The organism is Micromonospora sp. CPCC 205546, from assembly GCF_036902715.1.
Lineage (GTDB): Bacteria > Actinomycetota > Actinomycetes > Mycobacteriales > Micromonosporaceae > Micromonospora.
The window spans coordinates 86,836-110,987 of sequence record NZ_JBAKHL010000017.1; the positions used below are offsets into that span (position 1 = coordinate 86,836).

At 71.9% G+C, this 24,152-nt stretch carries 24 protein-coding genes and 1 tRNA gene; 11 read left to right on the plus strand and 14 right to left on the minus strand.

Annotated elements, in window-relative coordinates; genetic code table 11:
* Nucleotides 1-18: 18 nt before the first annotated feature.
* Nucleotides 19-669 (minus strand): hypothetical protein, encoded by a 651-nt coding sequence (locus V6U77_RS11700; RefSeq protein WP_334606291.1) that lies wholly within the window; start codon nucleotides 667-669, stop codon nucleotides 19-21.
* 272 nt (nucleotides 670-941) lie between these two features.
* On the opposite strand from V6U77_RS11700, the gene V6U77_RS11705 reads away from it, so the two are divergent.
* Nucleotides 942-1,544: a copper resistance CopC family protein gene (locus V6U77_RS11705; RefSeq protein WP_334606292.1), complete on the plus strand. Its 603-nt coding sequence runs from the start codon at nucleotides 942-944 to the stop codon at nucleotides 1,542-1,544.
* Between the two features lie 101 nt (nucleotides 1,545-1,645).
* On the opposite strand, the gene gltX is transcribed toward V6U77_RS11705, so the two are convergent.
* Genes gltX through V6U77_RS11720 form a run of 3 tightly spaced genes read right to left on the minus strand, consistent with a single transcriptional unit; the run spans nucleotide 1,646 to nucleotide 5,710 of the window.
* Entirely contained in the window at nucleotides 1,646-3,055 is a 1,410-nt protein-coding gene (gene gltX / locus V6U77_RS11710) for a glutamate--tRNA ligase (protein ID WP_334606293.1), read from the minus strand.
* Nucleotides 3,056-3,104: 49 nt separating this feature from the next.
* Nucleotides 3,105-4,382, minus strand: a complete 1,278-nt coding sequence (locus V6U77_RS11715; RefSeq protein WP_334606294.1) for an MFS transporter — start codon at nucleotides 4,380-4,382, stop codon at nucleotides 3,105-3,107.
* Nucleotides 4,379-5,710 (minus strand): GH1 family beta-glucosidase, encoded by a 1,332-nt coding sequence (locus V6U77_RS11720; protein WP_334606295.1) that lies wholly within the window; start codon nucleotides 5,708-5,710, stop codon nucleotides 4,379-4,381. The genes V6U77_RS11715 and V6U77_RS11720 overlap by 4 nt, the downstream gene beginning before the upstream one ends.
* A 186-nt stretch (nucleotides 5,711-5,896) precedes the next feature.
* Here V6U77_RS11720 and V6U77_RS11725 point away from each other — a divergent pair, with 186 nt between their 5' ends.
* Nucleotides 5,897-6,343: an SRPBCC family protein gene (locus V6U77_RS11725; protein ID WP_250795157.1), complete on the plus strand. Its 447-nt coding sequence runs from the start codon at nucleotides 5,897-5,899 to the stop codon at nucleotides 6,341-6,343.
* A 140-nt stretch (nucleotides 6,344-6,483) separates the two neighbouring features.
* On the opposite strand, the gene aceE is transcribed toward V6U77_RS11725, so the two are convergent.
* Nucleotides 6,484-9,228: a pyruvate dehydrogenase (acetyl-transferring), homodimeric type gene (gene aceE / locus V6U77_RS11730; RefSeq protein ID WP_334606296.1), complete on the minus strand. Its 2,745-nt coding sequence runs from the start codon at nucleotides 9,226-9,228 to the stop codon at nucleotides 6,484-6,486.
* A 185-nt stretch (nucleotides 9,229-9,413) separates the two neighbouring features.
* Between aceE and V6U77_RS11735 the strand changes: the two genes are divergently transcribed.
* The 6 genes from V6U77_RS11735 (at nucleotide 9,414) to V6U77_RS11760 (ending at nucleotide 14,130) form a co-directional block, all read left to right on the plus strand.
* Entirely contained in the window at nucleotides 9,414-9,818 is a 405-nt protein-coding gene (locus V6U77_RS11735) for a YjbQ family protein (RefSeq protein WP_334606297.1), read from the plus strand.
* Nucleotides 9,819-9,884: 66 nt separating this feature from the next.
* The gene (locus tag V6U77_RS11740; protein WP_334606298.1) at nucleotides 9,885-10,367 is read left to right on the plus strand and encodes a MarR family winged helix-turn-helix transcriptional regulator; all 483 of its coding nucleotides are present in this window, start codon (nucleotides 9,885-9,887) and stop codon (nucleotides 10,365-10,367) included.
* 51 nt (nucleotides 10,368-10,418) lie between these two features.
* Complete coding sequence (locus tag V6U77_RS11745) at nucleotides 10,419-12,875, plus strand: thiamine pyrophosphate-dependent enzyme (protein ID WP_334606299.1); 2,457 nt, start codon at nucleotides 10,419-10,421, stop codon at nucleotides 12,873-12,875.
* 112 nt (nucleotides 12,876-12,987) lie between these two features.
* The gene (locus tag V6U77_RS11750) at nucleotides 12,988-13,425 is read left to right on the plus strand and encodes a DUF3052 domain-containing protein (protein ID WP_121400356.1); all 438 of its coding nucleotides are present in this window, start codon (nucleotides 12,988-12,990) and stop codon (nucleotides 13,423-13,425) included.
* 83 nt (nucleotides 13,426-13,508) lie between these two features.
* Entirely contained in the window at nucleotides 13,509-13,976 is a 468-nt protein-coding gene (locus V6U77_RS11755) for a peroxiredoxin (RefSeq protein WP_334606300.1), read from the plus strand.
* A 79-nt stretch (nucleotides 13,977-14,055) separates the two neighbouring features.
* Nucleotides 14,056-14,130: transfer RNA gene (locus tag V6U77_RS11760), tRNA-Val, on the plus strand.
* A 197-nt stretch (nucleotides 14,131-14,327) separates the two neighbouring features.
* Here the strand turns inward: V6U77_RS11760 and V6U77_RS11765 are convergent.
* A complete protein-coding gene (locus V6U77_RS11765; protein WP_334606301.1) occupies nucleotides 14,328-15,047 on the minus strand; it encodes a hypothetical protein in 720 nt (239 codons plus the stop codon).
* Nucleotides 15,048-15,191: 144 nt separating this feature from the next.
* Complete coding sequence (locus tag V6U77_RS11770; protein WP_334606302.1) at nucleotides 15,192-16,250, minus strand: hypothetical protein; 1,059 nt, start codon at nucleotides 16,248-16,250, stop codon at nucleotides 15,192-15,194.
* A 116-nt stretch (nucleotides 16,251-16,366) separates the two neighbouring features.
* Between V6U77_RS11770 and V6U77_RS30045 the strand changes: the two genes are divergently transcribed.
* Nucleotides 16,367-16,615, plus strand: a complete 249-nt coding sequence (locus V6U77_RS30045; protein ID WP_442934418.1) for a hypothetical protein — start codon at nucleotides 16,367-16,369, stop codon at nucleotides 16,613-16,615.
* A gap of 3 nt (nucleotides 16,616-16,618) precedes the next feature.
* On the opposite strand, the gene V6U77_RS11780 is transcribed toward V6U77_RS30045, so the two are convergent.
* Entirely contained in the window at nucleotides 16,619-16,816 is a 198-nt protein-coding gene (locus V6U77_RS11780; RefSeq protein ID WP_334606303.1) for a hypothetical protein, read from the minus strand.
* 125 nt (nucleotides 16,817-16,941) lie between these two features.
* Nucleotides 16,942-17,505: a dihydrofolate reductase family protein gene (locus tag V6U77_RS11785; protein ID WP_334606304.1), complete on the minus strand. Its 564-nt coding sequence runs from the start codon at nucleotides 17,503-17,505 to the stop codon at nucleotides 16,942-16,944.
* Nucleotides 17,506-17,692: 187 nt separating this feature from the next.
* Here V6U77_RS11785 and V6U77_RS11790 point away from each other — a divergent pair, with 187 nt between their 5' ends.
* Nucleotides 17,693-18,280 carry a phosphotransferase gene (locus tag V6U77_RS11790; RefSeq protein WP_334606313.1) on the plus strand — a complete coding sequence of 196 codons (588 nt, stop codon included), beginning with the start codon at nucleotides 17,693-17,695 and terminating at the stop codon, nucleotides 18,278-18,280.
* A 97-nt stretch (nucleotides 18,281-18,377) separates the two neighbouring features.
* On the opposite strand, the gene V6U77_RS11795 is transcribed toward V6U77_RS11790, so the two are convergent.
* The 5 genes from V6U77_RS11795 to V6U77_RS11815 all read right to left on the minus strand — a co-directional run bounded on the left by V6U77_RS11795 (nucleotide 18,378) and on the right by V6U77_RS11815 (nucleotide 22,665).
* Nucleotides 18,378-19,250, minus strand: a complete 873-nt coding sequence (locus V6U77_RS11795; protein WP_334606314.1) for an aminoglycoside adenylyltransferase domain-containing protein — start codon at nucleotides 19,248-19,250, stop codon at nucleotides 18,378-18,380.
* Nucleotides 19,251-19,505: 255 nt separating this feature from the next.
* Nucleotides 19,506-20,054, minus strand: coding sequence for a nucleotidyltransferase family protein (locus V6U77_RS11800; protein ID WP_334606315.1), 549 nt, complete (start codon nucleotides 20,052-20,054; stop codon nucleotides 19,506-19,508).
* 108 nt (nucleotides 20,055-20,162) lie between these two features.
* Nucleotides 20,163-21,065 (minus strand): aminoglycoside phosphotransferase family protein, encoded by a 903-nt coding sequence (locus V6U77_RS11805; RefSeq protein WP_334606305.1) that lies wholly within the window; start codon nucleotides 21,063-21,065, stop codon nucleotides 20,163-20,165.
* A 159-nt stretch (nucleotides 21,066-21,224) separates the two neighbouring features.
* Nucleotides 21,225-21,560 (minus strand): DUF6204 family protein, encoded by a 336-nt coding sequence (locus V6U77_RS11810; protein WP_334606306.1) that lies wholly within the window; start codon nucleotides 21,558-21,560, stop codon nucleotides 21,225-21,227.
* A gap of 232 nt (nucleotides 21,561-21,792) precedes the next feature.
* The gene (locus V6U77_RS11815) at nucleotides 21,793-22,665 is read right to left on the minus strand and encodes a hypothetical protein (RefSeq protein WP_334606307.1); all 873 of its coding nucleotides are present in this window, start codon (nucleotides 22,663-22,665) and stop codon (nucleotides 21,793-21,795) included.
* A 133-nt stretch (nucleotides 22,666-22,798) separates the two neighbouring features.
* On the opposite strand from V6U77_RS11815, the gene V6U77_RS11820 reads away from it, so the two are divergent.
* Nucleotides 22,799-24,152: sigma-70 family RNA polymerase sigma factor (locus V6U77_RS11820; RefSeq protein WP_334606308.1), on the plus strand; the 1,354-nt coding region annotated here is incomplete at its 3' end.

Genomic DNA, 24,152 nt, shown 5'->3' on the forward strand with positions numbered 1-24,152 from the left:
GGTCAGCGGGCGGCGGGGTCAGCGGGTGCGGCGACGCACCAGCAGCGCGATCCCGGCCAGCCCCGACGTGATGACCAGCACCACGGCGACGTTGAGCAGCAGCAGCCGCTGCAACTCGCCGAGCGCCTCGTCGATGTCCTTCGCGGGGTTGAGGGCGTCCTCCGGGATGACCCGTTCCCCGCCGCCGACGCCGCCACTGACGGTGTCGAACTGCCGCTCCAGCGGGACCCCGGCCGTGCGGAGCGTCTCCGACATGCTGAGCCGGCCGAGGAACCAGCCCGCGACGGCCTTGCGGGCGTCCGGCTGCTTGGCCGGGCGGTAGACGCGCGGCCCACCGACCGCCTTCGGGTAGAGGTCGTAGGTCTGCTTCGGAACGTCGCCGGCGAACACCACGACGGTGTACTTGGGGCCGAGGTCGGCCGCCTTCGGGCCCTTGGCCTGCCCCGTGCGGCCGAGGAAGTTGACCTGGTCGATGACCGCCACCACGTGCGTCGGGTGGGCCTCGGCGCGCAGCCGCAGCGGCTCCGACAACCCCTCCCCGGTGATCTCCACCCCGGCCGGTGGGGACTTCGGCGCCGCCGTCGCCGTCCCGGCCGCACCGAGCGACAGCACCGCCGCCGCGAGCCCGCCCGTCACCATCGCGACCAACCGCCGCATCGTTCGGACCATCGCCGCCTCCTCGCCCCGTTCGATGGATGGCTTGCTGCAGGTCACGCGTTGGTCGGCTGACGGGGTGACCGAACCCGTACCGGGTGCCACCCTCAAGACTGCGCAGAACGTCGATCGGTTGCAGCTCGTGAAACAGTAATTGGAACTATCTGTGATCCTGGCCCGACCAATGAACAGCGGCCGTGGATCAGCGGGCGGATCGTACCTTTACGGAGGGGTTCATGGGGGGCAGGTTCCCACGTACGGCACGTACCTGGCCAGTGGTGGTCGGCGTGGCGCTCGGTGTGTCGTTGTTGCTGCCGGCCGCGCCGGCGGCCGCCCACAACTCGCTGACCGGCAGCGATCCGCGCAACGGCGCCCGGCTGGCCGAGGCGCCGGCCCGGATCGAGTTGCGGTTCCTGGCCAAGGTGGACCCGGGTACGACGAAGATCACAGTCACCGGCCCGGACAATGTGGCCGCGCTGGGCGGCGCGCCGACCTTCTCCGGCTCCCGGGTGAGCGTGCCGTTCGAGCCGGGCCGGGCCGGGCTCTACGTCGTCGACTACCGGGTGGCATCCAGCGACGGGCACCCGGTCTCCGGGGAGGTGCGGTTCACCCTCACCACGGGCACCCCCGCCGAGGCGCCGAGCGGCGCGGGCACCGCCGGCCCGAGCGCCCCGGCGTCGGCCGTACCGCCGTCGGCCGGCACCGGGCCGACCTCGGCCGCACCCGCTCCGGCGGGCACGGATACGGGCTCGCCGGGATCCGCGGTGCCCGCGGCGCAGACGAGCGACGGCGCGGCCGGTCGCGGCTGGCTGTGGGCGCTCGGCGGCGTGGTCCTGCTCGCCGCCCTCGCCGCCGGCCTGCTGCTGCGCCGCCGCTCCGCCCGCCGCTGAGCCGCATCCGCGGCACCGGAGACGTCAGCGCCCCGCGCGGAGACGTCAGCGCCCGGACCGATCGCCGGTCCGGGCGCTGACGGGTACGACCCGGTGACGGCTCAGACCACGCGGGCCCCGGCGGCGCGCGCCCGGCTGGGGGCGCGCTCGCGGCCGAGCACCTCCAGCGACTCGAACAGCGGCAGGCCGACGGTGCGCCCGGTGACCGCGACGCGCACCGGGGCCTGGGCCTTGCCGAGCTTGAGCCCGCGCTCGGCGCCGACCGCCTCCAGCGTCGACTTGAGCGTCTCCGCGTCCCACGACTCCACCGCCTCGAACGCCGCCGTGGCGGCGTCCAACAGCTCCGCGGAGCCCTCCTTCATCGCCTTGGCCCAGGCGGCCTCGTCGATCAGCGGCGCGTCGAGGAAGAGGAAGTCGACGTTCGGCACGATCTCGCTGAGCACCGCGATGCGGGTCTGCGCCAGCGGGGCGACGGCGGCGAAGGCGTCCGCGTCGAACTCCTCCGGCTGCCACGGCGGCGGCGCGATGGTGCCGGTGCCCGTCAGCCACGGCCGGCAGGCCTCGACGAACTCCTCGACGCCGAGCGCCCTGATGTATTCGCCGTTGAACGCCCGCAGCTTCTTCTCGTCGAAGAACGCCGGGGAGGGGTTGACCTCCTCCAGCCGGTATTCGTCCTCGATCACCGACCATTCGACGATCTCCCGGTCGCCCGACGGCGCCCAGCCGAGCAGCATCAGGTAGTTGCGCATCGCCGTGGCGAGGTAGCCCTCGTCGCGGAACGCCTCCAGGGCCACCTTGTCCCGGCGCTTGGAGAGCTTCTGCCGCTTCTCGTTGACCACCACCGGCACGTGGGCCCAGATCGGCGGCTTGACCCCGAGGGCGTCCCAGAGCAGCTGCTGCTTCGGGGTGTTGGGCAGGTGCTCCTCGGCCCGGATCACGTGGGTGATCCCCATGGTCATGTCGTCGACCACGTTGGCGAGCAGGAAGACCGGCGAGCCGTCGCCCCGGGCGATGACGAAGTCCTCGATCAGCTTGTTCTCGAAGGTGGGCTCGCCGCGGATCAGGTCGACCACCACGGTCTCGCCCTCGTCCGGCGTGCGGAAGCGCAGGGCGCGCCCCTCGCCGGCCGGCAGGCCGCGGTCGCGGCAGAAGCCGTCGTAACCCTGGTACTGGGAGCCGGTGCGGGCCTGCACGGCCTCGCGGGTGCAGTCGCAGTAGTACGCGCGGCCGGACTCGTGCAGCCGCGCGGCGGCGGCCCGGTGCTCGTCCGCGTACTCCGACTGGAAGTGCGGGCCCTCGTAGGCGCCGCGCTCGATGCCGATCCAGTCCAGCGCGGAGAGGATGCCCTCGATCCACTCCGGCTTGTTGCGGGCCGCGTCGGTGTCCTCGATGCGGAGCACGAACACCCCGCCCTGCTGCTTGGCGTAGATCCAGTTCTGCAACGCCGAGCGGGCGCCGCCGACGTGGAACATACCGGTCGGGGAGGGGGCGAAGCGCACACGTACCGTCACGTCCTCCAGCCTACGGCGGCCCGCGACCCGATTCCGCCAGGGGTGCGGCTCAGGGCACCGAGCGGATCTTGAGCACCAGCACGCTGCCCAGTACCGTCACCGCCGCGGTGACCGCGTAGAGCACCGGATAGCCGCCGAGGTGCACCACGAGCGGGGCGGAGATCGCCGGACCGAGCACCTGCGGGGCGGAGTTGGCGATGTTGATCACGCCCAGGTCCTTGGCCCGGTCGGCCGCGGCCGGCAGCACCTGGGTGATGAGCGCGGCGTCCACCGACAGGTAGACGCCGTAGCCGGCGCCGAGCAGCAGCGCGGCGACCACGGCCACCGGCCAGACCGGCGCGACGGCCAGCAGCAGCGCGGCGACCGCCATGATCCCACCGGCGGTGATCACGAAGACCTTGCGTCGGCCGGAGCGGTCCGACAGCCGCCCGGCCACCACGGCGGTGGCCGCCAGGCCGGCGGTGTAGAGCAGGATCAGCACCAGCAGCCCGCCCGCGGGGTCGGCGTGGCGCACCTCGTCGGTGAGGAAGTAGAGCAGGTAGAGCGTGCCGAGCGCGTTGCCGAGCTGCACCAGGAACCGGGTGATCCAGGCCCAGCCGAAGTCGGGGTGGCGGCGCGGCGAGATCCACATCGACGCGAGCAGGGCGCGCCAGCGCAGCGCCGGACGGTGCGCCCGGGGCAGCGCGTCGTCGGCGGTGAGCAGCGCGAACGGCAGGGCCAGCAGCACCACCGCCGCCGCCATCGCCGCGTAGCCGGCGGCGGTTCCGCTCACCACGGCGGTGACCAGCACCACCCCGAGCACCAGCCCCAGCGCCTGGGGGATGCCGACCCAGCCGGAGACGCCGCCGCGCTGGGCGACCGGCACCCGGTCCGGCACGGCGGCGGTCAGGCTGGCCAGCATCGCGTTGAAGCAGACCTGCGCGGCGACCCAGCCGAGCGCGACCCCGGCGACGGTGCGCTGCTGCGCCAGCAACACCAGGGCCGCCGCGCCGAGCAGCGCGCCGCCGGCGGTCCAGACGTGCCGCCGGCCGAACTCGCGCCCGGCCAGCCGCAGGCAGGTGCGGTCCGACAGCGCCCCGGCGAGGGGGTTGGCGAGCACCGCGGCGAGCGCGCCGAGGCCGGTGACCAGGGCCAGCGCGGTCTCCTTGTCGGCCGGCGCGATCCGCTCGAGCTGCTGCGGCAGCAGCACCTGGATCGGCGTGAAGAACGCCATCCAGACCCCGAGGTTGGCGGCGAAGATCAGGGCGATCCACCTTCGCCGTACGGGCGCGGTCGGCTCGGCCAGCGCCGCCGGAAGCGACGCCGGCGTCGGGTCGACGGTGCTCACGGCCGCGCGATCAGGTCACGCAACCAGGCGTACGAGGACTTGGGCGTGCGCACCCGGGTGTCGAAGTCGACGTGCACGAGGCCGAAGCGCTTGGTGAAGCCCTCCGCCCACTCCCAGTTGTCGAGCAGCGACCAGACGAAGTAGCCGGTCACGTCCACGCCGTCGTCGATGGCGGCGCGCACGGCGCGCAGGTGCCCGTCGAGGTAGGCGATCCGCTGCGGGTCGTGCACCCGGCCGTCGGCGTCGGGCGCGTCGTCGTACGCGCAGCCGCTCTCGGTGACCTGGATCGGCGGCAGGTCGTCGGCGTACGTGCGGTGCAGCCAGCCGAGCAGCTCGCGCAGCCCGTCGGGGGCGACCGGCCAGTCGAAGGCGGTGCGCGGGTATCCGTCGAGCGGCACGAACTCGAACGGCAGGGGCGAGCCCTCCTGCGGGGCGCGTACGCCGGTGGGGTTGTAGTAGTTGACGCCCAGCACGTCGATCGGCGCGGCGATGACGTCGAGGTCGTCGGCGCGCACCACGGCAGTGTCGAAGCCCAGCCCGTCGGGGTAGCCCCGGCCGAACAGCGGGTCGGTGAAGAGCCGGTTGTGCAGCGCCTCGTACGCCGCGGCGGCCGCCCGGTCGGCGTCGGTGTCCCCGGCCGGGCGCACCGGCGAGTAGTTGTTCGCGACGGCCACCGGGCTCGTGGTGCGCGTCCGCAGGGCGGAGACGGCGAGGCCGTGGGCGAGGAGCTGGTGGTGGGCCACCGGGAAGGCGTCGAAGAGCAGCGTCCGGCCGGGGGCGTGCTCGCCCGTGCCGTGCCCGAGGCTCATGTGGATGAACGGCTCGTTGAGGGTGATCCAGAGCTTCACCCGGTCGCCGAGGCGGGCGGCGGTCGCGTCGGCGTACTCGGCGAAGCGGTGGGCGGTGTCCCGGTTCAGCCAGCCGCCCGCGTCCTCGAGGGCCTGTGGGAGGTCCCAGTGGAAGAGCGTGGCGACCGGGTCGACGCCGTGGGCGAGCAGGTCGTCGACGAGCCGGTCGTAGAAGTCCAGGCCGCGCGCGTCGACCGGGCCGTCGCCGGTGGGCCGCACCCGGGGCCAGGCGATCGAGAAGCGGTACGCCGAGACGCCCAGCCCGGCCAGCAGCGCGACGTCCTCGGCGTGCCGGTGGTAGTGGTCGCAGGCCACGTCGCCGGTGCTGCCGTCGGCGATCCGCCCGGGGGTGTGGGCGAAGGTGTCCCAGATGGACGCTCCCCGCCCGTTCGCGTCGACGCCGCCCTCGATCTGGTAGGCGGAGGTGGACACTCCCCAGCGGAATCCGGCGGGGAACTCGGGCATCGCTGCGGTCGACATGCGCCCTCCCGTCGTACGTGAATCGTGCTCGCGACTCTAGAGTGCGGTCGATCGATGCGCCATAGGCCGTCCGTCGCCGCAGCGCAATGGATTTCGGCGTGTCTTTTCCAAACCCGTCCCGGTACGTCCGAATTTGCGCATAGAGTGCCGATATCGTGGGATGTCCTCACTGGAGGAAAGACGGAAATGATCCTCGTGGAACGCAGTGCGCACGTGATGGCGCCAGTGGAAGCGGTCTGGGACGTCGTGCAGCGGGCCGAGCAGTTGCCGGCCTGGCTGGCGGGGGTCCGTGCGGCCGAGGTGCTCTCGGGCGAGGGCTTCGGGCGCCGACAACTCGTCCAGGCCGGACGTGGCGCCGCGCATGAGGCCGAGGTGATCGCCTACCAGGAACCGACCCTGATCGGCTGGCGCGAACGTGCCAAGGGCGCCGGTGCCCGAGCGGAGGCGCGCACCGAGATCTACGTCCAGCTCACCGCCGACGAGGAGGAGGGCGGGACGATCGTGCGACTCATCGTCGTACGCTGGCCGGCCGGTCCGGTCAAGGCCGCCCTGCTCCGCCTCGGCCTGCGCAGGGTCGGCGCCGACCTGGAGGACTCGCTCGCCCGGCTGACCGATCTGGCCGCCGTCGGCTGAGCCGGGCACGTCCTGGCGTCACCCGCGACGGCGGTGGCCCGGTGTCCCCGCCAGGGACTCCGGGACCACCGCCGGTTCGCTCGTCCGGCAATGACGAAGGGCCCGGCGCGGGATGCGCCGGGCCCTTCGCCGCGTACGTCCTAGCTGTCGCCGCCGGTCTCGCCGACCGGGGCCGCGTTCACGTCCTCGATGGCGTACTTCTTGGCCGCCTCGGCCGGCACGTTCGCCGGCACCGTGCCGCGCAGGGCGAGCTGCCGCAGCGTCGCGACGACGACCGACTCGGCGTCGACGTGGAAGTGCCGACGCAGGGCGTGCCGGGTGTCGGACATGCCGAACCCGTCCGTGCCGAGCGAGGTGTAGTCGCCGGGCACCCAGCGGGCGATCAGGTCCGGCACCGCGCGCATCCAGTCGCTGACCGCGACCTTCGGGCCCTCGGCGTCGGCCAGCTTCTGCTGGATGTACGGCACCCGCTGCTCCTCGCCCGGGTTGAGCAGGTTGTGCTCCTCGCACAGCACCGCGTCGCGGCGCAGCTCCGTCCAAGAGGTCACCGACCAGACGTCGGCGGCCACGCCCCAGTCCTGGGCCAGCAGCTGCTGCGCCTTGAGCGCCCACTGCATCCCGGTGCCCGAGGCGAGCACGTTGGCCTTCGGCGCGTCGTCGCCCACCGACGGCGCGGGGGAGTAGCGGTAGATGCCCTTGAGCACGCCCTCGACGTCGACCCCCTCCGGCTCCGCCGGCTGCAGGATCGGCTCGTTGTAGATCGTGAGGTAGTAGAAGACGTTCTCCTGCGCCTCGCCGTACATGCGGTGCAGGCCGTTCTCCACGATGTGCGCGATCTCGAACGCGAACGCCGGGTCGTACGCGACCACCGCCGGGTTGGTGGCGGCGATCAGCAGCGAGTGACCGTCCTCGTGCTGGAGACCCTCACCGTTGAGCGTGGTCCGGCCGGCGGTGGCGCCGAGCAGGAAGCCCCGGGCCATCTGGTCGGCGGCGGCCCACAGCCCGTCGGCGGTGCGCTGGAACCCGAACATCGAGTAGAAGATGTACATCGGGATCATCGGCTCGTCGTGGGTGGCGTACGCCGAGCCCGCGGCCGTGAACGACGCGACCGAGCCGGCCTCGTTGATCCCCTCGTGCAGGATCTGCCCGCCGACGGCCTCCTTGTACGACAGGAACAGCTCCCGGTCGACGGAGGTGTAGCGCTGGCCGTGCGGCGAGTAGATCTTCTGCGTCGGGAAGAGCGAGTCCATGCCGAAGGTGCGGGCCTCGTCCGGGATGATCGGCACCCAGCGCTTGCCGAACTCCTTGTCCTTCATCACGTCCTTGAGCAGGCGGACGAAGGCCATCGTGGTGGCCACCTTCTGCTTGCCCGAGCCGCGCTTGACGTCGGCGAAGCGCTCCGGGCCGGGGATGGCCAGCCGCTTCTGCCCGGAGCGCCGCGACGGCAGGTAGCCGCCGAGCTGCTGGCGCCGCTCCTTGAGGTAGGTCATCTCGTCGGACTTCTCGCCCGGGGTGTAGTACGGCGGCAGGTAGGGGTTGTCCTCCAGCGCCTTGTCCGGGATGTCCAGGTAGAGCCGGTCGCGGAAGGTCTTCAGGTCCTCCAGCGTCAGCTTCTTCATCTGGTGGGTGGCGTTGCGGCCCTCGAAGTGCGAGCCCAGCGTCCAACCCTTGATCGTCTTGGCCAGGATCACGGTCGGCTGGCCGGTGTGCTCCATCGCCGCCTTGTAGGCCGCGTAGAGCTTGCGGTAGTCGTGCCCGCCCCGCTTGAGGTTCCAGATCTCGTCGTCGCTGAGGTGCTCGACCATCTTGCGGGTGCGCTGGTCGCGGCCGAAGAAGTGCTCCCGGACGTACGCCCCGGACTCCGCCTTGTAGGTCTGGTAGTCACCGTCGGGCGTGGTGTTCATCAGGTTGACCAGCGCGCCGTCGGTGTCCGCGGCGAGCAGTGGGTCCCACTCGCGGCCCCAGACCACCTTGATGACGTTCCAGCCGGCGCCCCGGAAGAACGCCTCCAGCTCCTGCATGACCTTGCCGTTGCCGCGCACCGGCCCGTCGAGCCGCTGGAGGTTGCAGTTGATCACGAAGGTGAGGTTGTCCAGCTCCTCGCGGGCGGCCACGCCGATCGCGCCCAGGGTCTCCGGCTCGTCCATCTCGCCGTCGCCCAGGTAGGCCCACACCTGCTGGTCCGAGGTGTCCTTGATGCCCCGGTGGTACAGGTAGCGGTTGAAGCGCGCCTGGTAGATCGCGTTCAGCCCGCCCAGGCCCATGGAGACCGTGGGGAACTCCCAGAAGTCCGGCATGAGCCGTGGGTGCGGGTACGACGGCAGGCCGCCGCCCGGGTGCGACAGCTCCTGGCGGAACCCGTCGAGCTGGTGCTCGGTGAGCCGCCCCTCCAGGAAGGCCCGCGCGTACATGCCGGGGGAGGCGTGGCCCTGGTAGAAGATGTGGTCCCCGCCGCCCGGGTGGTCCTTGCCGCGGAAGAAGTGGTTGAAGCCCACCTCGTAGAGCGAGGCCGAGCTGGCGAAGGTGGAGATGTGGCCGCCGACGCCGATCTCGGGGCGCTGCGCCCGGTGCACCAGCATGGCCGCGTTCCACCGGACGTACGCCCGGATCCGCCGTTCCACATGCTCGTCGCCCGGGAACCACGGCTCGTGCTCCGGCGGGATCGTGTTGATGTAGTCGGTGGTGGTCAGCGACGGCACCCCGACCTGGCGCTCGCGGGCCCGCTCCAGCAGGCGCAGCATGACGTAGCGGGCGCGCTTGGTCCCGCGCTCGTCGATGACACCGTCGAGCGACTCGACCCATTCGCCGGTCTCTTCAGGGTCGATGTCCGGAAGCTGGCTCGGCAGACCAGCGGTGATCACCGGGCGCTTGCGTTCCGTAGCCACAGGCGTTCCCTCGGTTCTGTGTGGGATAGGTCTCTAGGGCCATCCTGCCTCCTGGTGGCACCCGCCGTCACGCCCACCGCCCGGAGACGCGACGCGCGACACAGGTACCCGTCGGTAACTTTGCGCAACGGGGCCGCCCGGTGGGAAGTGGGCGGCCGGCGACCCCCTCGGGCAGAATGCGTCGTATGCGCAGTGAGGTGATCACCGTCCAGACCGGGGCGCGGCCGACCGTCCGGGACATCACGGCGGAGGCCGGGCGGTTCGTCGCGGGGCAGGGCGACGGCCTGCTGCACGTCTTCGTGCCGCACGCCACCGCCGGGCTGGCGATCATCGAGACCGGCTCCGGTTCCGACGACGACCTGCTCGCCGCGCTCGACGACCTGCTGCCCACCGACGACCGCTGGCGGCACCGGCACGGCTCGCCCGGCCACGGGCGGGACCACGTGCTGCCGGCGTTCGTGCCCCCGTACGCGACGCTGCCGGTGATCGACGGGCGGTTGGCGCTCGGCACCTGGCAGTCGGTCTGTCTGGTCGACCCCAACGGCGACAACCCCACCCGTACCGTCCGCTTCTCCTTCCTCCCCGGCTGACCGCCCGTCCGGCGGGCCGGCAGATGGTGGAGCTGCTGAACTGTTGACGTGAGTACGATGTCTGCCATGGCGCCGCACACCGTCTCCTCCGACCCGCCGGATCCCGCCGACCGCGCGGCGCTCGCCGGCGACGTGGTGCGTCGCATCACCCATGTCGCCGCCGCGCTGCGCCACCACCAGGACGCGGAGATCGCCGGGCTGGGGCTGACCCCCGCGACCGCACGGGCGCTGCACGAGCTGGATCCCGACCGCCCGCTGCCGGCCCGCGACCTCGCCGAAGGGCTGGGCTGCGACCGTTCCAACGTGACGGCCCTGGTCGACAAGCTGGAGCGGGCCGGGCTCGTCGAGCGACGCGCCGACCCCGCCGACCGCAGGCTGAAGACGCTGGTGGTGACCGGGCCGGGGCGGCAGGTGCGGGCCCGGGTGCGACAGGTCATGTCGGACTCCCGGCTGCTCGCCGGGCTCACCGCGTGGGAGCTGGCGACCCTGCGCGAGCTGGTCTGGAAGATCTCCGACGGTGGCTGCCCCGAGCGGTGCGACGACGACTGATCCACACCGCGACGTCCGTGTCCGAGTGGGCGCGCGGGCCGCTCGTCGGTAATGCTGTCCGACGTGACCACCCCGCAAGATCTCGACGACCGGTTCCGGGAGACGCTGGCCGCGCTGGCCACCCCGCCGCAGCGGCGTGACCCGGCACGGCCGGTCACCGACGACACGACGTTGACCGGCGCACGGGCGTTGGACCTCTTCGACGCGCAGGCCACCAGCCGCCAGCTCGACCTGGCCGGGCGTTGGCTGAGCAGCTTCGGCGAGGGCTTCCACACGGTCGGCTCCGCGGGCCACGAGGGCAACGCCGCGGTCGCCGCCGCGCTGCGTGCCACGGACCCCGCGCTGCTGCACTACCGCTCGGGGGCCTTCTACTGCGTCCGCGCCGCCCAGGCCGCCGGGCCGACGCCGGCCGACACGCCCGCGACCGGGCCGAGGGCGACCGACCGACCGGCCGACGCCGAGGCGGAGCCCGCGGGGTCCAGCGACGGTTCCGGGCCGCACGCCCTCGACGAGGACCAGTCGGCCGGCGGCGCCGGGTCCGTCGTGGACCGGCCGCTGGCCCGGGGGTACGCCGACGCGGCCCGCGACGTCCTGCGGGGCATGGTCGCCTCCAGCCGCGAGCCGATCGCCGGCGGGCGGCACAAGGTCTTCGGCCGCGCCGACCTGGCCGTCGTCCCGACCACCTCCACCATCGCCTCGCACCTGCCCCGCGCCGTCGGGATGGGGCTGGCGGTGGAACGGCTCCGCCGGCGGGAGACCTCCGGCCGGCGCGACGCCGGCGCGCAGGCGCCCTGGCCGCCGGACGCCATCGTGGTCTGTTCGTTCGGCGACGCCTCGGTCAACCACGCCAGCGCCACCGCCGCGTTCAACACCGCCGGCTGGTACGACCACACCGGCCTGCGCATCCCGGTGCTCTTCGTCTGCGAGGACAACGGCTTCGGCATCAGCGTCCGCTCCCCGAAGGGGTGGGTGCAGACGACGCTGCGGTCCAAGCCGGGTGTCCGCTACTTCGCCGCCGACGGCGACGACCTGGTGCGGGCGTACGAGGTCGGGGCCGAGGCGGCGGCCTGGGTGCGCCGGCACCGCCGTCCCGCCGTGCTGCACCTGTCGACCGTGCGGCTGATGGGGCACGCCGGCACGGACGCCGAGACCGCCTACCGCAGCACCGGGGAGATCGCCGCCGACCTCGACCGCGACCCGCTGGCCGGCACCGCGCGGTTGCTGGTGGCGGCCGGGGTCGCCACCGGCGAGGAACTGCTGGCCCGCTACGACGAGATCGGCTGGCAGGTGCGCCGGATCGCCGAGGAGGTGCTGGACGAGCCGAAGCTGACCGCGCCCGCGGAGGTGGTGGCCCCGCTGGCCCCCCGCCGGCCCGCACGGCTCGCCCGGGCGGTGGCCGACGCGGCGGCCCACGCCGCCGGCCCCGGCGCCGCCGCCCGGACGGAGGCGTTCGGTGGCGAGCCGCCCGAGCTGGCCGGCCCGCTGACGCTGGCGCAGAGCATCAACGCCGCGCTCGCCGACGGGATGCTCGACCACCCGCAGATGGCCGTGTTCGGCGAGGACGTCGGCGCCAAGGGTGGCGTGCACGGGGTGACCGGGGGGCTGCGGGACCGCTTCGGCGCGGCCCGGGTCTTCGACACGCTGCTCGACGAGACCTCGATCCTCGGGCTGGGGCTCGGTGCCGGGCTGGCCGGGATGCTGCCCGTGCCCGAGATCCAGTACCTGGCGTACCTGCACAACGCCGAGGACCAGCTGCGCGGCGAGGCCGCCACGATGCAGTTCTTCTCGCAGGGCGCGTTCCGCAATCCCATGGTGGTGCGGGTGGCGGGCCTGGCCTACCAGGAGGGCCTCGGCGGGCACTTCCACAACGACAACTCGGTGGCCGTACTCCGGGACGTGCCGGGTCTGGTGATCGCCGTACCGGCGCGGCCGGACGACGCCGCGCCCATGCTGCGCACCTGCCTGGCCAGCGCGGCGGTGGACGGCGCCGTCTGCGTCTTCCTGGAGCCGATCGCGCTCTACCACACCCGCGACCTGTACGCCGATGGTGACGGTGAGTGGCTGGCCCACTACGCCGAACCCGGCGCGTGGACCGGCGGTCACGTGCCGGTCGGCCGGGCCCGCGTCTACGGCGTCGGCTCCGCCGAGGACGTCACCATCATCACGTTCGGTAACGGAGTGCCGATGTCGCTGCGCGCGGCGGCGACCCTCGCCGACGAGGGGATCGGCACCCGGGTGGTGGACCTGCGCTGGCTGTCCCCGCTGCCGGTGGCCGACGTCATCCGCGAGGCGGCGGCCACCGGCCGGGTGCTGGTGGTGGACGAGACCCGCCGCTCCGGCGGGGTCGGCGAGGGGGTCATCGCGGCCCTGGTGGACGCCGGATATGTCGGGGCGGCGCGGCGGGTGGCCGGAGTTGACTCGTTTGTACCATTAGGTCCGGCGGCCCGTCACGTTCTGGTCTCCGAGGAAGCAATTACCCAGGGTGCCCGCGCGCTCCTGGCACGGTAAATTCCGTTCCACCCGGTGCGCCACTTGCGCGGGGAGCCACAACTGTGTGGACTTTGCCTGACGGCGTCGACGCGACGCCGCGGGCAGGGATGAGATGAGGAGGCACGCGACAGTGAGCGCGACCGCTGGTCAGGCCGCCGACGGGGTACGCAGCCTGGCGGACCGGTTCGGGATCGAACCGGGGATGGTCGTCATGGAGATGGGGTACGACGACGACGTCGACCAGGATCTCCGGGACGCCCTGACCGACCGCTGTGGAGAGCTGGTCGACGAGGACACCGACGAGGTGGTCGACGCGGTGCTGGTCTGGTACCGCGACGGCGACGGTGATCTCTTCGAGCTCCTCGTCGACGCCCTCGGCCCGCTGGCCGACAACGGCGTCGTGTGGCTGCTCACGCCCAAGGCGGGGCGCGAGGGGCACGTCGAGCCGAGCGAGGTCGCCGAGTCCGCGCCCACCGCCGGCCTCCAGCAGACCTCCACCGTCAACGCCGGCCGGGACTGGAGCGGCGCCCGCCTCGTCCTGCGCCGCGGGGCCAAGGGCAAGAAGTAGGCCCACGTCGGCGGTCACCCGGCGGCGCCCGCTGCCGGGTGTGGCAGGCTGTTGCCCAACTGATCCCATCCTGAGGAGCTCGCATGCCGATCGAGGTTGGCGCCGAGGCGCCGGACTTCGTGCTCAAGGACCAGAACAACCAGGAGGTCCGGCTCTCGGACTTCCGTGGCAAGCGCACCGTGCTGCTGGTCTTCTACCCCCTCGCCTTCACCGGGATCTGCCAGGGTGAGCTGTGCGAGGTGCGGGACAACCTCAACGACTACGTCAACGACGACGTCCAGGTGCTGACCGTCAGCGTCGACTCCGTCTACGCCCACAAGATCTGGGCCGACAAGGAGGGCTACCAGTTCCCGCTGCTGGCCGACTTCTGGCCGCACGGCGCGGTGGCCCAGTCGTACGGCGTCTTCAACGACGTCGCCGGCATCGCCAACCGGGGCACCTTCGTGATCGACAAGGCCGGCGTGGTCCGCTTCGCCGAGATGAACATGCCGGGCGAGGCGCGCGACCAGCAGGGCTGGCGCAAGGCGCTCGCCGACGCCGCCGCGGCCTGACCCACCGGGCACGCCGTACGACCGGGCCGGTGGAGGGCAGGGTAAGCTTGCCACCCTCCGGCCCGCTCGTACGGGTTCCGGGCGCGTAGCTCAGTGGGAGAGCACTCGCCTTACAAGCGAGGGGTCGCAGGTTCGAAACCTGCCGCGCCCACCATCACCACCAGCCCCGACACCGGCCCGAAGATCAGGGATCGGGCCGATGACAGCAGCGGCGCCAAGCGATGTCCGATGGGTGAACCGCGACGAGACACGCGGGTCACGAGGTGTCGTAGGCTCCGGCGCGCCGGGACAGGGCAACCCTCCTGCGTCACCGCATCATCTGAGCGCCGCTGCTGTGGCATCGGCGTCTCGTCAGCGGGCCGCTTGCTTGTCAACTGTGTCGGCTCGGATCGCGATGGTGACCTGGTTCCCCGCAGCGGGGTCGATGACGCAGTGCAGTCCGAGGTCTGTGATGCGGCCGTCGCGTACGTCCCACTCGCGGGCACCGGCGTCACTCCCCAGGATTGAGCCGAGCGAGTCGATCGTGGGCTTCCACAGGTTCGGCCAGGCGCGGCGGGGCCCGACCACGAACGCAAGCTGGAGGGCGATACCGCCATCGGGAAGTGGTGGAGCGGCGATGATCTGGTCGCGGATCTGCCGCTTGTAAGCGGTGGTACTGGCTGACGCAGTCGTGTGCACCTGCAGCGAGCACACCCCGCCGGGATCCTGGACAGCGTGCGTCTGGCACACCGCGACCGAGGACCTCGTTGCATGCCGCTTGGTCGCCCACACCGAGGCGAACTGCCGCCCGATGCCCTTGGTCAACTTCGGGACGAGCGGAAACAGGTAGTTGTCGAGGTCGTTGAGCGCGAGCAGGGGCACCTCGTCCGGCAGTCCGATGTCCACGCGCAGCGCGAGCGGATCCGGTGTGACGCGCAACTGCATGGCGACGGCCGACTGGACGTCGGCGGCAAACGCGGCGAAGCGGACCTGGCCAGGTGACCCAGCCGTGTCCCAGCTGGCCAGAGCCGGCGGAACGCTCAGGGCGCTTCCCATGGACTCCGGGCGCGCATGAAAGACAGGCAGGATCACAGGCGGAATCTACCGCCAGGCCAGAGCTGGACCGCCCGTTGTGCCTGCGGGCCGCTCGGAGCAGCGTTCCTCGTTTACCTTCTTGCTTGTGCCGCGATCCGCGCCACGTGCGGAGACTTCCCAGGTGCGGTGGTGGCGGACCGCTCAAGCCGCACCCGGCTCCAGCGGCTCATAGCTGAATTCGGGGCTTGGCGCCAAGGCGATGAGTCGGTCGAGGACAGGCTCGGTATTGGTGCCCCACATCTTGGAGACGACCCAGGTGCGTCCTTGATCGTGCAGGGGTGCGTCGAGGAACCAACGGCCGAGGCGTTTGGTGGATCCCGGGTAGGTCGCTAGGAACGCCTTGGCGAGTTCTTCACCGCTCAGCAGGCCCTCGACTGGCAGGAATCTCGAGCGTGGGATGGCGGTGCTCAGCTGTTGGGCGGTAATTCCTGCCTTGTGTAGGGCTGTCGCCATGGTGAGCACGGCCCAGCGCTTGCGCAGAGGACGACTGCGGCCTTCGGGAGTGACGATCTCGTACTGGGTCCAGTCGCGGCCATCGGCACTGACCGCCCGGGCCTGGCTCTGCTTACGACGGATCTGGACGGTCAGTTCGCCGGCCTCGGGCAGCGGGATGATCTGCTGCACGTCCAGCAGCAGCCTTTCGGCGACCTTGTACGGCGTGAGCTTCACGCAACGGATGTCAAGTCCGTACACGTCGGTCAGCCAGAGCACAGTCGTGGTGATCTCACGGTCGAACCCGGCAGCCACGAGTACCAGGCGTACTTCGCGGCTGAGCACCGTCTCCTCCCCGCCGGTGTCCTCGAGGAATTCCGCCAGTCTGGACCGGGCTTCGTCGACCGCTTCGGGTTCGACCTGGGCCAGATAGTGCTCGTGATGTTCGACGAGGTCGTCAAAGGTCATGACGGACACCATCGCGGCATACCGCAGCGCCTGAAGTTCCACGTGACCGCCGTCGTTGGTGCGCTTGAGCTCGATGACGACCAGTCGGCCACTGCGGTCGACCCCCAGCAGGTCGACACGGCGTCGAGCATCGGTGAAGGCTCCGAACTCCTCAGCCACGACCATCACGCCGTCGACGATCATGTCGATTCGCGCGCGAAGCAGCCGCTGCAGGTCAGCCCGCTCCAGCACTTGCTCCGCCGTGAAGGTGGTGGACGGCACCGGCTCCAGCACGTTGGACGTCATCTCGTACAGCGGCATCCGGTCATCATCGCAGTGACGGCGGCGCTGTTGGGGAGGCCACGCGTGAGCACGCACGGCCCGGTGCCGCCGATCTGAAGCCGATTTCCGTGGCCCTCTGCCCGGGTGCCCAACTGGTGGGCGCCTCCGAGGATCTGGCCTCGGTGCCGGCGGGGGCGCTGCATCAACGCTTCCTCGGCTGGCTGCGGGGAAGAGGCCACCTGAGGAACGAGCGTCCCAAGGTGCGCATCCATGACGTGTACGGGTCGGACGCCGAGCGGGTGCCACAGCAGTGCACCGGAGAAGTCGGCAGCGCCCGGCGCGGAGTCGTCCGTCTCGGCCGTCTCGGCCGCGCCCACATCGTCATGTTGCGTGCACTGCCATGAAGATCAGTGGCTGGTGTCCTGGTGGCGCGTGTTGCGAGCGCGGACGGCAGCCTCCAACCGCAGGCCAGTGCCCACGAGGACGAGCAGTCCAGCGAGGATGAATGGACGGTTGCTGGCGGTCCCGAGGGTCAGCACGGCGACGAGCAGTCCAACCGTGATGGCAGCGGTGCCGACGTTTCGTAGCGTGATGGTGACCAACACGCCGCTGAGTGTGCCAGACCCTTGTTCGTTCGCCGTCCGGCGACAGCATCCGGACCTGCCGCCGTCCGCCAGTCGTCAGCGCTACGCGTGTCATGCGAGCGCCAGCGATCGCACAGGGCTGTCGATCACTGTCCGAGAGGGCGGTAGCGGAGGTGTACGACGCCGTTTCGGAAGCGGCGCTCATCGAGGAGCTCAAGGTCGGCGCGCATGCCCGTCGGCAGCCCTGGCTTGCCCCCGCCGACGACAACGGGCAGGACGAACAACCGGCACTCGTCGACCAGCCCGGCCTCGAAAGCCCGCGTCGCGAGGTTCGCGCCTCCTACGGTGAGATCGCTGCTGGCCGTGGCCTTCAGTTCGCGCACCGCGGCGGCGTCGAAACGGCGTTCGAGTCGGGTGTCGGCAGTCGACACCGCGGCGAGGGTCGTGGAGTACACGACTTTGCTCGCCGCCTGCCAGGCGCTCGCGAAGTCGGCCATGAGATCGGACTGCGCGGCCAGAGCGGCGTCGGTCTCCCAGACGGCCATCGCCTCGTACAGGCGCCGCCCGTAGAGACACGTGTCCACGGACCGCAGGAGGTCGGTGTGGAACGCGAACACCTCGTCGCCGATCGGAAACCAGTCGAACGCGCCCCGTTCGTCCTCGATGTAGCCGTCAAGCGACACGTTCGTCACGTAGATGAGCTTGCCCATGCCGTTACCTCGCGATGGTCGATCGAACTAGATCAAGTCTCGGGCCGTCTCCGACTGCCTTGCCCGGCCGGCTGCCCTTACCTGTTCTACGAACGACCCGAGGCGGATCCGACACCGTGCCGGAAACGTCCTCAGACTCCCGCCGCTCGGCACCCATGACCGTGAAGCACCCGTGCTCGTCGAGATCATGGCCTCCGTACCGGCGCGCCCTCATTGTCGCGATCAGCGCTCTGACGTGTCGCGGATCAGTCGACGGAGGACAGGGGTCGTCCGACAGTTGACGTGCGACGCAGTTCCGCCACTGGGGCGCGACCGCGCCGGCGATCGAGGGGTGGCAGGTCAGCCGCCGACGAGACGTCGCGAGTTGCATCGGCTGACGCGGGGCTGGCCGCAGCGGCCAGGCTGGCGATCGTCGACCGACCTCCTGCACGCCGAGACCGGGACGAGGATCGACCTCGGCGCGATGCCCCCGGAGAGCGTCGCTCGCTGCCGAGCGGCGTGGGCGCGGCTCACCGGGCGCCAGACATGCGTCGTCCACGGCAACCCCAACAACCCTGGCAACGTCCGCATGACCGCGAGTCGGGTCGCGCTGATCGACTGGGACGAGTCGCACGTCGACGTCCCCGACCTCGACCTCGTGCTGCCCGGCAACGCCGCCGACCTTGACGACGGTGCGCTCGACATCGCCGGACAGGCGTCGGCCGCATGGGAAGCCGCCGTCTGCTGGGACGACGAGTACGCGGTCAGAAGGCTCGCCGAGGTTCGAGCGGTCTAGGGACGCGTTCGAGCAGTGGGGTTGTCGGCGGCCCGGTGCGCAGTTCTGCCGCCGATTGAGCGTCACTGCCGAGAACAGCAGGCTCCTTGACCGGCAGTCACCGGCTGAGGCCGACGTGCGTGGCAGGCTCCGAGGCCAGGATCGTGGCGCTGAGTTCGTTCACGAACGCCCGGACGTCGTCGGCCCTGCCGGGGTCGGTGTCCGGGCCGGAGTCGTACCACCAGTCACGTGCCCAGATGATCAGGTGCGCCCATCGGGGGCGGGCGGTGATGGTCCTGTCGGCGGCCTGCCGCTTGGACAGTTGCTGGCCGTTCTTGAGGCGTTGGAAGGCCCGGCAGAGGGTGAGCACCGCGTAGGACTGGGCCCCGGAGGTGTTCATCCGGGTCACCCAGGCCGGCCAGTCGCGGATGTGGTCCAGCAGAGCCGAGCGGACGCGGTTGGGGTCGACGGCGGGTAGCAGGATGTCGGCCGGGGGGCCCAGCAGGCTGCGGCCGTGGTCGCGGACGGCGGCCCAGGTCACGAGGCGGTGGGTGGTGGCAGGTAACAGATGCAGCACTTCGCCGGGGCTGATCCGGGCAATGACATGGTCCCGGCCGGTGCCACCGTGCGCCGCGTCGCGCGCGGCAGCCAGTGACACGTATTCCACCTCGATCCTGCCGGCCCACCGCGGGTGTCGCCGGTCGAGGTCTGTGTGCAGTCCCGCGAGCACGGCGAGGAGGTTCTCGTCCGGGTCGCTGTCGAGTACCGCGAGCAGATCAAGATCACTGCGATCCGCGGCGAAGTCACCGGCTACCAGCGAGCCGTGCACGTACAGGCCCATGAGCCCACCCGCCAGCGCAGGGCTCCACGCGTCACGAAGATCGGATAACACCATCTCGGGCGATGCCACCGGGTCATCCTGCGCGGCGGCCCGCCAGCCCGCCACCGAGTAAACGCGGTAGCCGTCGACCCGACCCGCACCGACCGACATCGCCGCCACCGAAGTAGCGGGGGGCCTGCCGGCCACGGCCGGAAGGCGTAGGCACGCGTACGCGCCGGGATGAGTGCGTCTGATCATGGGGAGCGGACCCGGGCCCTTCTCAGGTTCGCTCGCGAGTCGATCGGAACTGGCGACGAGGCCGTCTGCTCGGCCCACGTCAGCGGTCCGCGGCGGCCCGGCTGTCGAGCGGCTCGAATCTGTCGACGTCCCGTCGTGGGGTCACCCCTCCTCCGCCTGGCGTGAGCGCTAGAGCTCCAGCCGCAGTCCGGCCCATCGGTCGAGCCATCCCTTGGCCTGCACGCGGCGCCGTACCGTCGCGCGGCCCGCGGCGTTGTCGAAGGCCGGAGAGGGGCGGACGACCATCCCCACAAGGTCGGCCAGCCCGTGGCAGGACACCAGGCGAACCGAGTCACCCCGGAGAGTAACCGCGACGCACGTCGCCGTTTCGGGCCAGCGCGATATCGCGTCCAGGACGGACGTGTAGGGCTCATCGCCGTTGCGCAGATGCATCCGTGCCTGATTACGGATCTCCCACGGCACCCCGGGCAGGGCTGCCACGGCCTGAGCTTCGGCGCGTGCGTCCTCGCGTGGGTCCAGCTTCTCCGGGTCGAAGTAGGCGACATCCACGTCGCGCTCCGGCAAGACCGGGAGGTTGCTGATCACGTCCCAGACGCGGTTGCGTACGAATCCGGCACCGATCCACCAGTCCGGTATTCCAAGGCCGGCCGCAGCCCGAAGGACTCTCATCGCCCCCGGGTCCGACTCGATCACGCCCACGACGTCCTGCGCGCTCATGGTCACCCCAGGGACCCTAGGCCAGCGGACCGACGCACCGCTTGCGAGGCGGGGCGAAGGGGATCAGCGCGTCGGTGAGCGTGGAGCCACCTGGCGGGGTGGTCGCGCTCACACGAGTTCGGCGATCACCGCGCGGACCATCCGGCGCCCGTGCTCGGCCATCCGGGGAAAGCTGTGCCGGTAGTAGTCGATGCCGGTCAACGACGGTGCGAGGGCCCAGCCGCAGGCGCGGTGCCAGGTGGCGTCGTCGTATCCGACCGCCTCCCGGTACGCGTCCCGGGCCGCGCCGGTGAAGGTCCACAGCGCCGGCGCCACGTCCGGTGCCGGGTCGCCGACCCCGAGTGCGCCGAAGTCGACGACCGCGGCCAGCCGGCCGGCGTCGGTGATCAGATTGCCCGGCTGAAGGTCGCCGTGGATCCACACGGGGTCACGGTCCCAGTCGGGAGCGGCGAGGCAGGCCTCCCAGGCGGCCTCGGCGTCGGCCACGTCGAAGCCGTCGTCATGCTCGGCGAGGCGGGGCAGCACCCGGCGGACGTCCGCGTCGACGTGGCGCAGGGCGGACCCGCGGGAACCCGGTGGCTTGACCGGACCGCCGGCAGGATCCACCCGCTGCAGGGCGTGGACGAAGGCCGCCACGTCGCGGGCCAGGGGTGCGTCGTCGCAGCCGAGCCGGGGCGGGGTCTCGCCCGGGACCCACGGCACCACCGTCCACCGCCACGGGTAGCCCGCGTCCGGCTCGCCGACGTACAGCGGAACGGGGATCCGCACCGGCAGGTGAGGCGCCAGCACGGGCAGCCACCGCGCATCGGAACCGGCCTGGTCCACCGCCCAGGCGATCTTTGGCATACGGGCGACGAGGTCGTCGCCGATCCGGAACAGGACGTGGTCGGTGCCCTCCAACTCGTCGGTCAGGGTCGTCACGGGAAGGTCGGCCCACTGCGGGCACTGGGCCGTCACCAGGCGGCGCATCTGACCGACGGTGACTCGGACCTCGTCATCGTGGATGGGCACGACCGGCACGGTAGTGCGGTGAGGCCGTACGGTGCCAACCGATTAGTCCGGCACTGCACCTGCCTGCGCTCGCAGCGGGGGGCACTACGTCCGCGACCTTCGGGCGCGGCTGCCCGTGCGGATCACCGAGGTGATGACTGCGTCGGACGGCGGCAGGCGTCACCGTCCCCGCTGTCGGACCTTGATGCTGTCGAGGTCAGTCGACACCGACGTGAGGTCGCGGTAGTCGACCCCGAGTCCTCGGACGGCGGCTGCGGCGAGCGCTTCCGCCTTGCCGATCACGACCTCTTCGTGGTCGTCCTCGCTGGCCGGGACGACGCAGCGGAAGGTGAACGAACTGAGCAGGGACCGCTCGTAGGTCACGGTGCCCTCCTCGGTGAAACGGGCCCGGAACACGTCGTGTTCGTCGGCCTCGGCGAGCAGCGCGGCCCGCTGCTCGTCACTGAGCGACGCGAACTTGCCGCGCACGATGACCTGATAGGTCTTGCGGGTCATTGCTGGAGACCTCCAGTCTGGCTGATCGCCACGATCGGACACCGGCCGCGGCTCAACCCGACCGTCGTCCCGCCGTCCTCCGCTCGTCGCCGGCAACCTATCAACGAGCTCCGTGGCGCCGTTGCCAATTTCGTGACTGCCCGGCGGAGACGCGCGAAGCCGATCTCGATCGACCCGGTGCCCCGGTGGTCCCGCGCCGGACGACCGGCGCGGGACCATGGGTACCGGCGAATCAGTTCGCGCAGACGGCGTACGCGCGCACCTTCCAGTTGCCGCTGAAGCCGTTCTCGTCCTCGGCGGCGGAGACGGTCACGACGGTCGAGGTGGTGGCCCGCATCTGGGTCAGGCGCACCTGCCCTTCGCCGCCGACGATCTCGCCGCCCACCCCGTGCACCCGGGTGCCGGCCGGGCAGGTGGCCGTGATCGACCGGGTGGCGGTGGAACTGTAGATGCTGTCGTCGATGACGCGCTGCTCGCCGGGCAGTGGGTCGGCGCAGATCGCGACCGCGTCCAGCCACCAGCTGCCGGCGAATCCGGTGCCGTCCTCGGCACCCGCCACCACGACGCTGTTCTGGTGGATGCGCAGGTCCTCCAGGACGACCTCGCTGTTCGCCGCCCCGACGACCGCGCCACCGACGCCGATGGCGTGCTTGCCGGCCGGGCAGGACTTCTCGAACCAGTTCGACGTGCCGAAGCTGGGCGCCGAGCTGCCGGAGACCGTCACCAGGCCGGCGGGCGGCGTGGCGCAGATCGCGTTCGACGTGACCGCCCAGTTGCCGCCGACGCCGTTCTCGTCCTCCCGGCCGGTCACCGAGTACGCGTCGCCGCCGATCAGCGGACGCATGATGTCCATGCCGACCTGCCCGAGGCCGGTACCGGTGATCGCGCCGCCGCCGCCGATGACCTTGGTGCCGGCCGGGCAGGTCGTGTTCTGCGTCTTCGCGCTGCTGTTGCTGGGGCCGGTGGTCGTCCTGGCGGTCAGGCCGGGCACCGCCGCCACCGGCCCGGCGAGGGCAAGCTGGCCGAGCACGAGCGCGCTCAGCGCGGCCCCGCCCACGGTGGCCGTCCGACGCGCCGACCGGATGTGCTTCGATCCTTCTCGCATGGTGTCTCCCCTTCGGGTTGTTCGTCGCGATGACACCGGTAGGAGTCGGGGCGGGTCGGGATGCCAACAGAAACTGCGGAGAAAAAAATTCCGCCGCTTTACTGGACCCGTCGACGATCAGCGAGGGACACGGATGGACACGGCGGCACAGGACGACTCCACACTGGTCGAGGCGGTGCGCCGCGGTGAGCGGGCCGGGCTGGAGGGCATGTACCGGCGGTACGCCGACCGGCTGTACACGTACGCCCGGACCATGCTGCGCGAGCCGGAAGCCGCCGCGGACGCCGTGCACGACGCGTTCCTCACCGCCAGCCAGCGCATCGACCAGCTCCGGGAGCCCGACCGGCTGCGCTCCTGGTTGTACGCCATCGTGCGCAGCGAGTGCCTGCGGCAGCTCCGGGAACGGTCCCGCTCGCTGCCGCTGGACGAGGCCGACGAGCCGGTGGCCGACGTCGCCGACCCTGGCGCGGGCGTCAACGCCGCCCAGGTACGCGACCTGGTGCACGTCGCGGTCGCCGCGCTGAACCCGGGTGACCGCGAGGTGGTGCACCTGGCCATCCGCCACGACCTGTCGTCCGCCGACATCGGCGCGGCCCTCGGAGTGCCCGCGAACCACGCCCACGCCCGCCTGTCGCGCGCCCGCTCGCAGCTCGAACGGGCGCTGGGGGCGCTGCTGGTGGCCCGCACCGGGGCCCGGGACTGCCCGACCCTCGCCGACCTGATCGACGGCTGGCAGGGCCGGCTCACCCCGACGCTGCGCAAGCGGGTCTCGCGGCACATCGAGAGCTGCGCGATGTGCGGGCTGCTCCGGCGCGAACAGCTCAGCCCGGCCGCGCTGCTGTCGGCGTACACGGCACCGGCCTTCCTGGTCGTCGCCGACACGGTGTGGCCGCGACTGGCCGAGGCCCACGCGATCGGCGGCGGGGCCGAGGCGGCGCCTGCCGCGCAGGCCGATCCGGCGGGTGCCGGCTCGACGGACCCGGCGACCGGCCCGGCGCCGGCGGACGGGCCGTCCGGCACGAGGGACGCCGGACCGACGGACGGAGCGGTCGACGACCCCACGCCGGCAGCCGACCCGGCCGTGACTTCCGACGGCGCGGCCGTGGCCTCGGACGGCGCGGCCCTGAAGTCCGACGGCGCGGCCGTGACCCCGGACGGCGCGGCCGTGAAGTCCGACGACGCGGCCGTGACCTCGGACGGCGCGGCCGTGAAGTCCGACGGCGCGGCCGTGCCCGGCGGCGCGGTGGGCCCGGACGGTGGCGTGCTGGCGCGCGGTCCGGGGCACCTGGTGCGGGCGACCTCGGCGGCGGGCCGCGACCGGCGTCGTCGGCGGCTGGCCGCCAGCGCGGCCCTGCTCGTCCTCGTCGCCGCGCTCGGCACCTGGGCGCTGGCGCCCGGTCGCCCGACCGCCGCGCGGGACGGCTCCGGTCGACCGGTGTCCGGGGCGCTCAGCGCGCCGGCCGGCGAACCGGCGGTCCCCGCGTCCG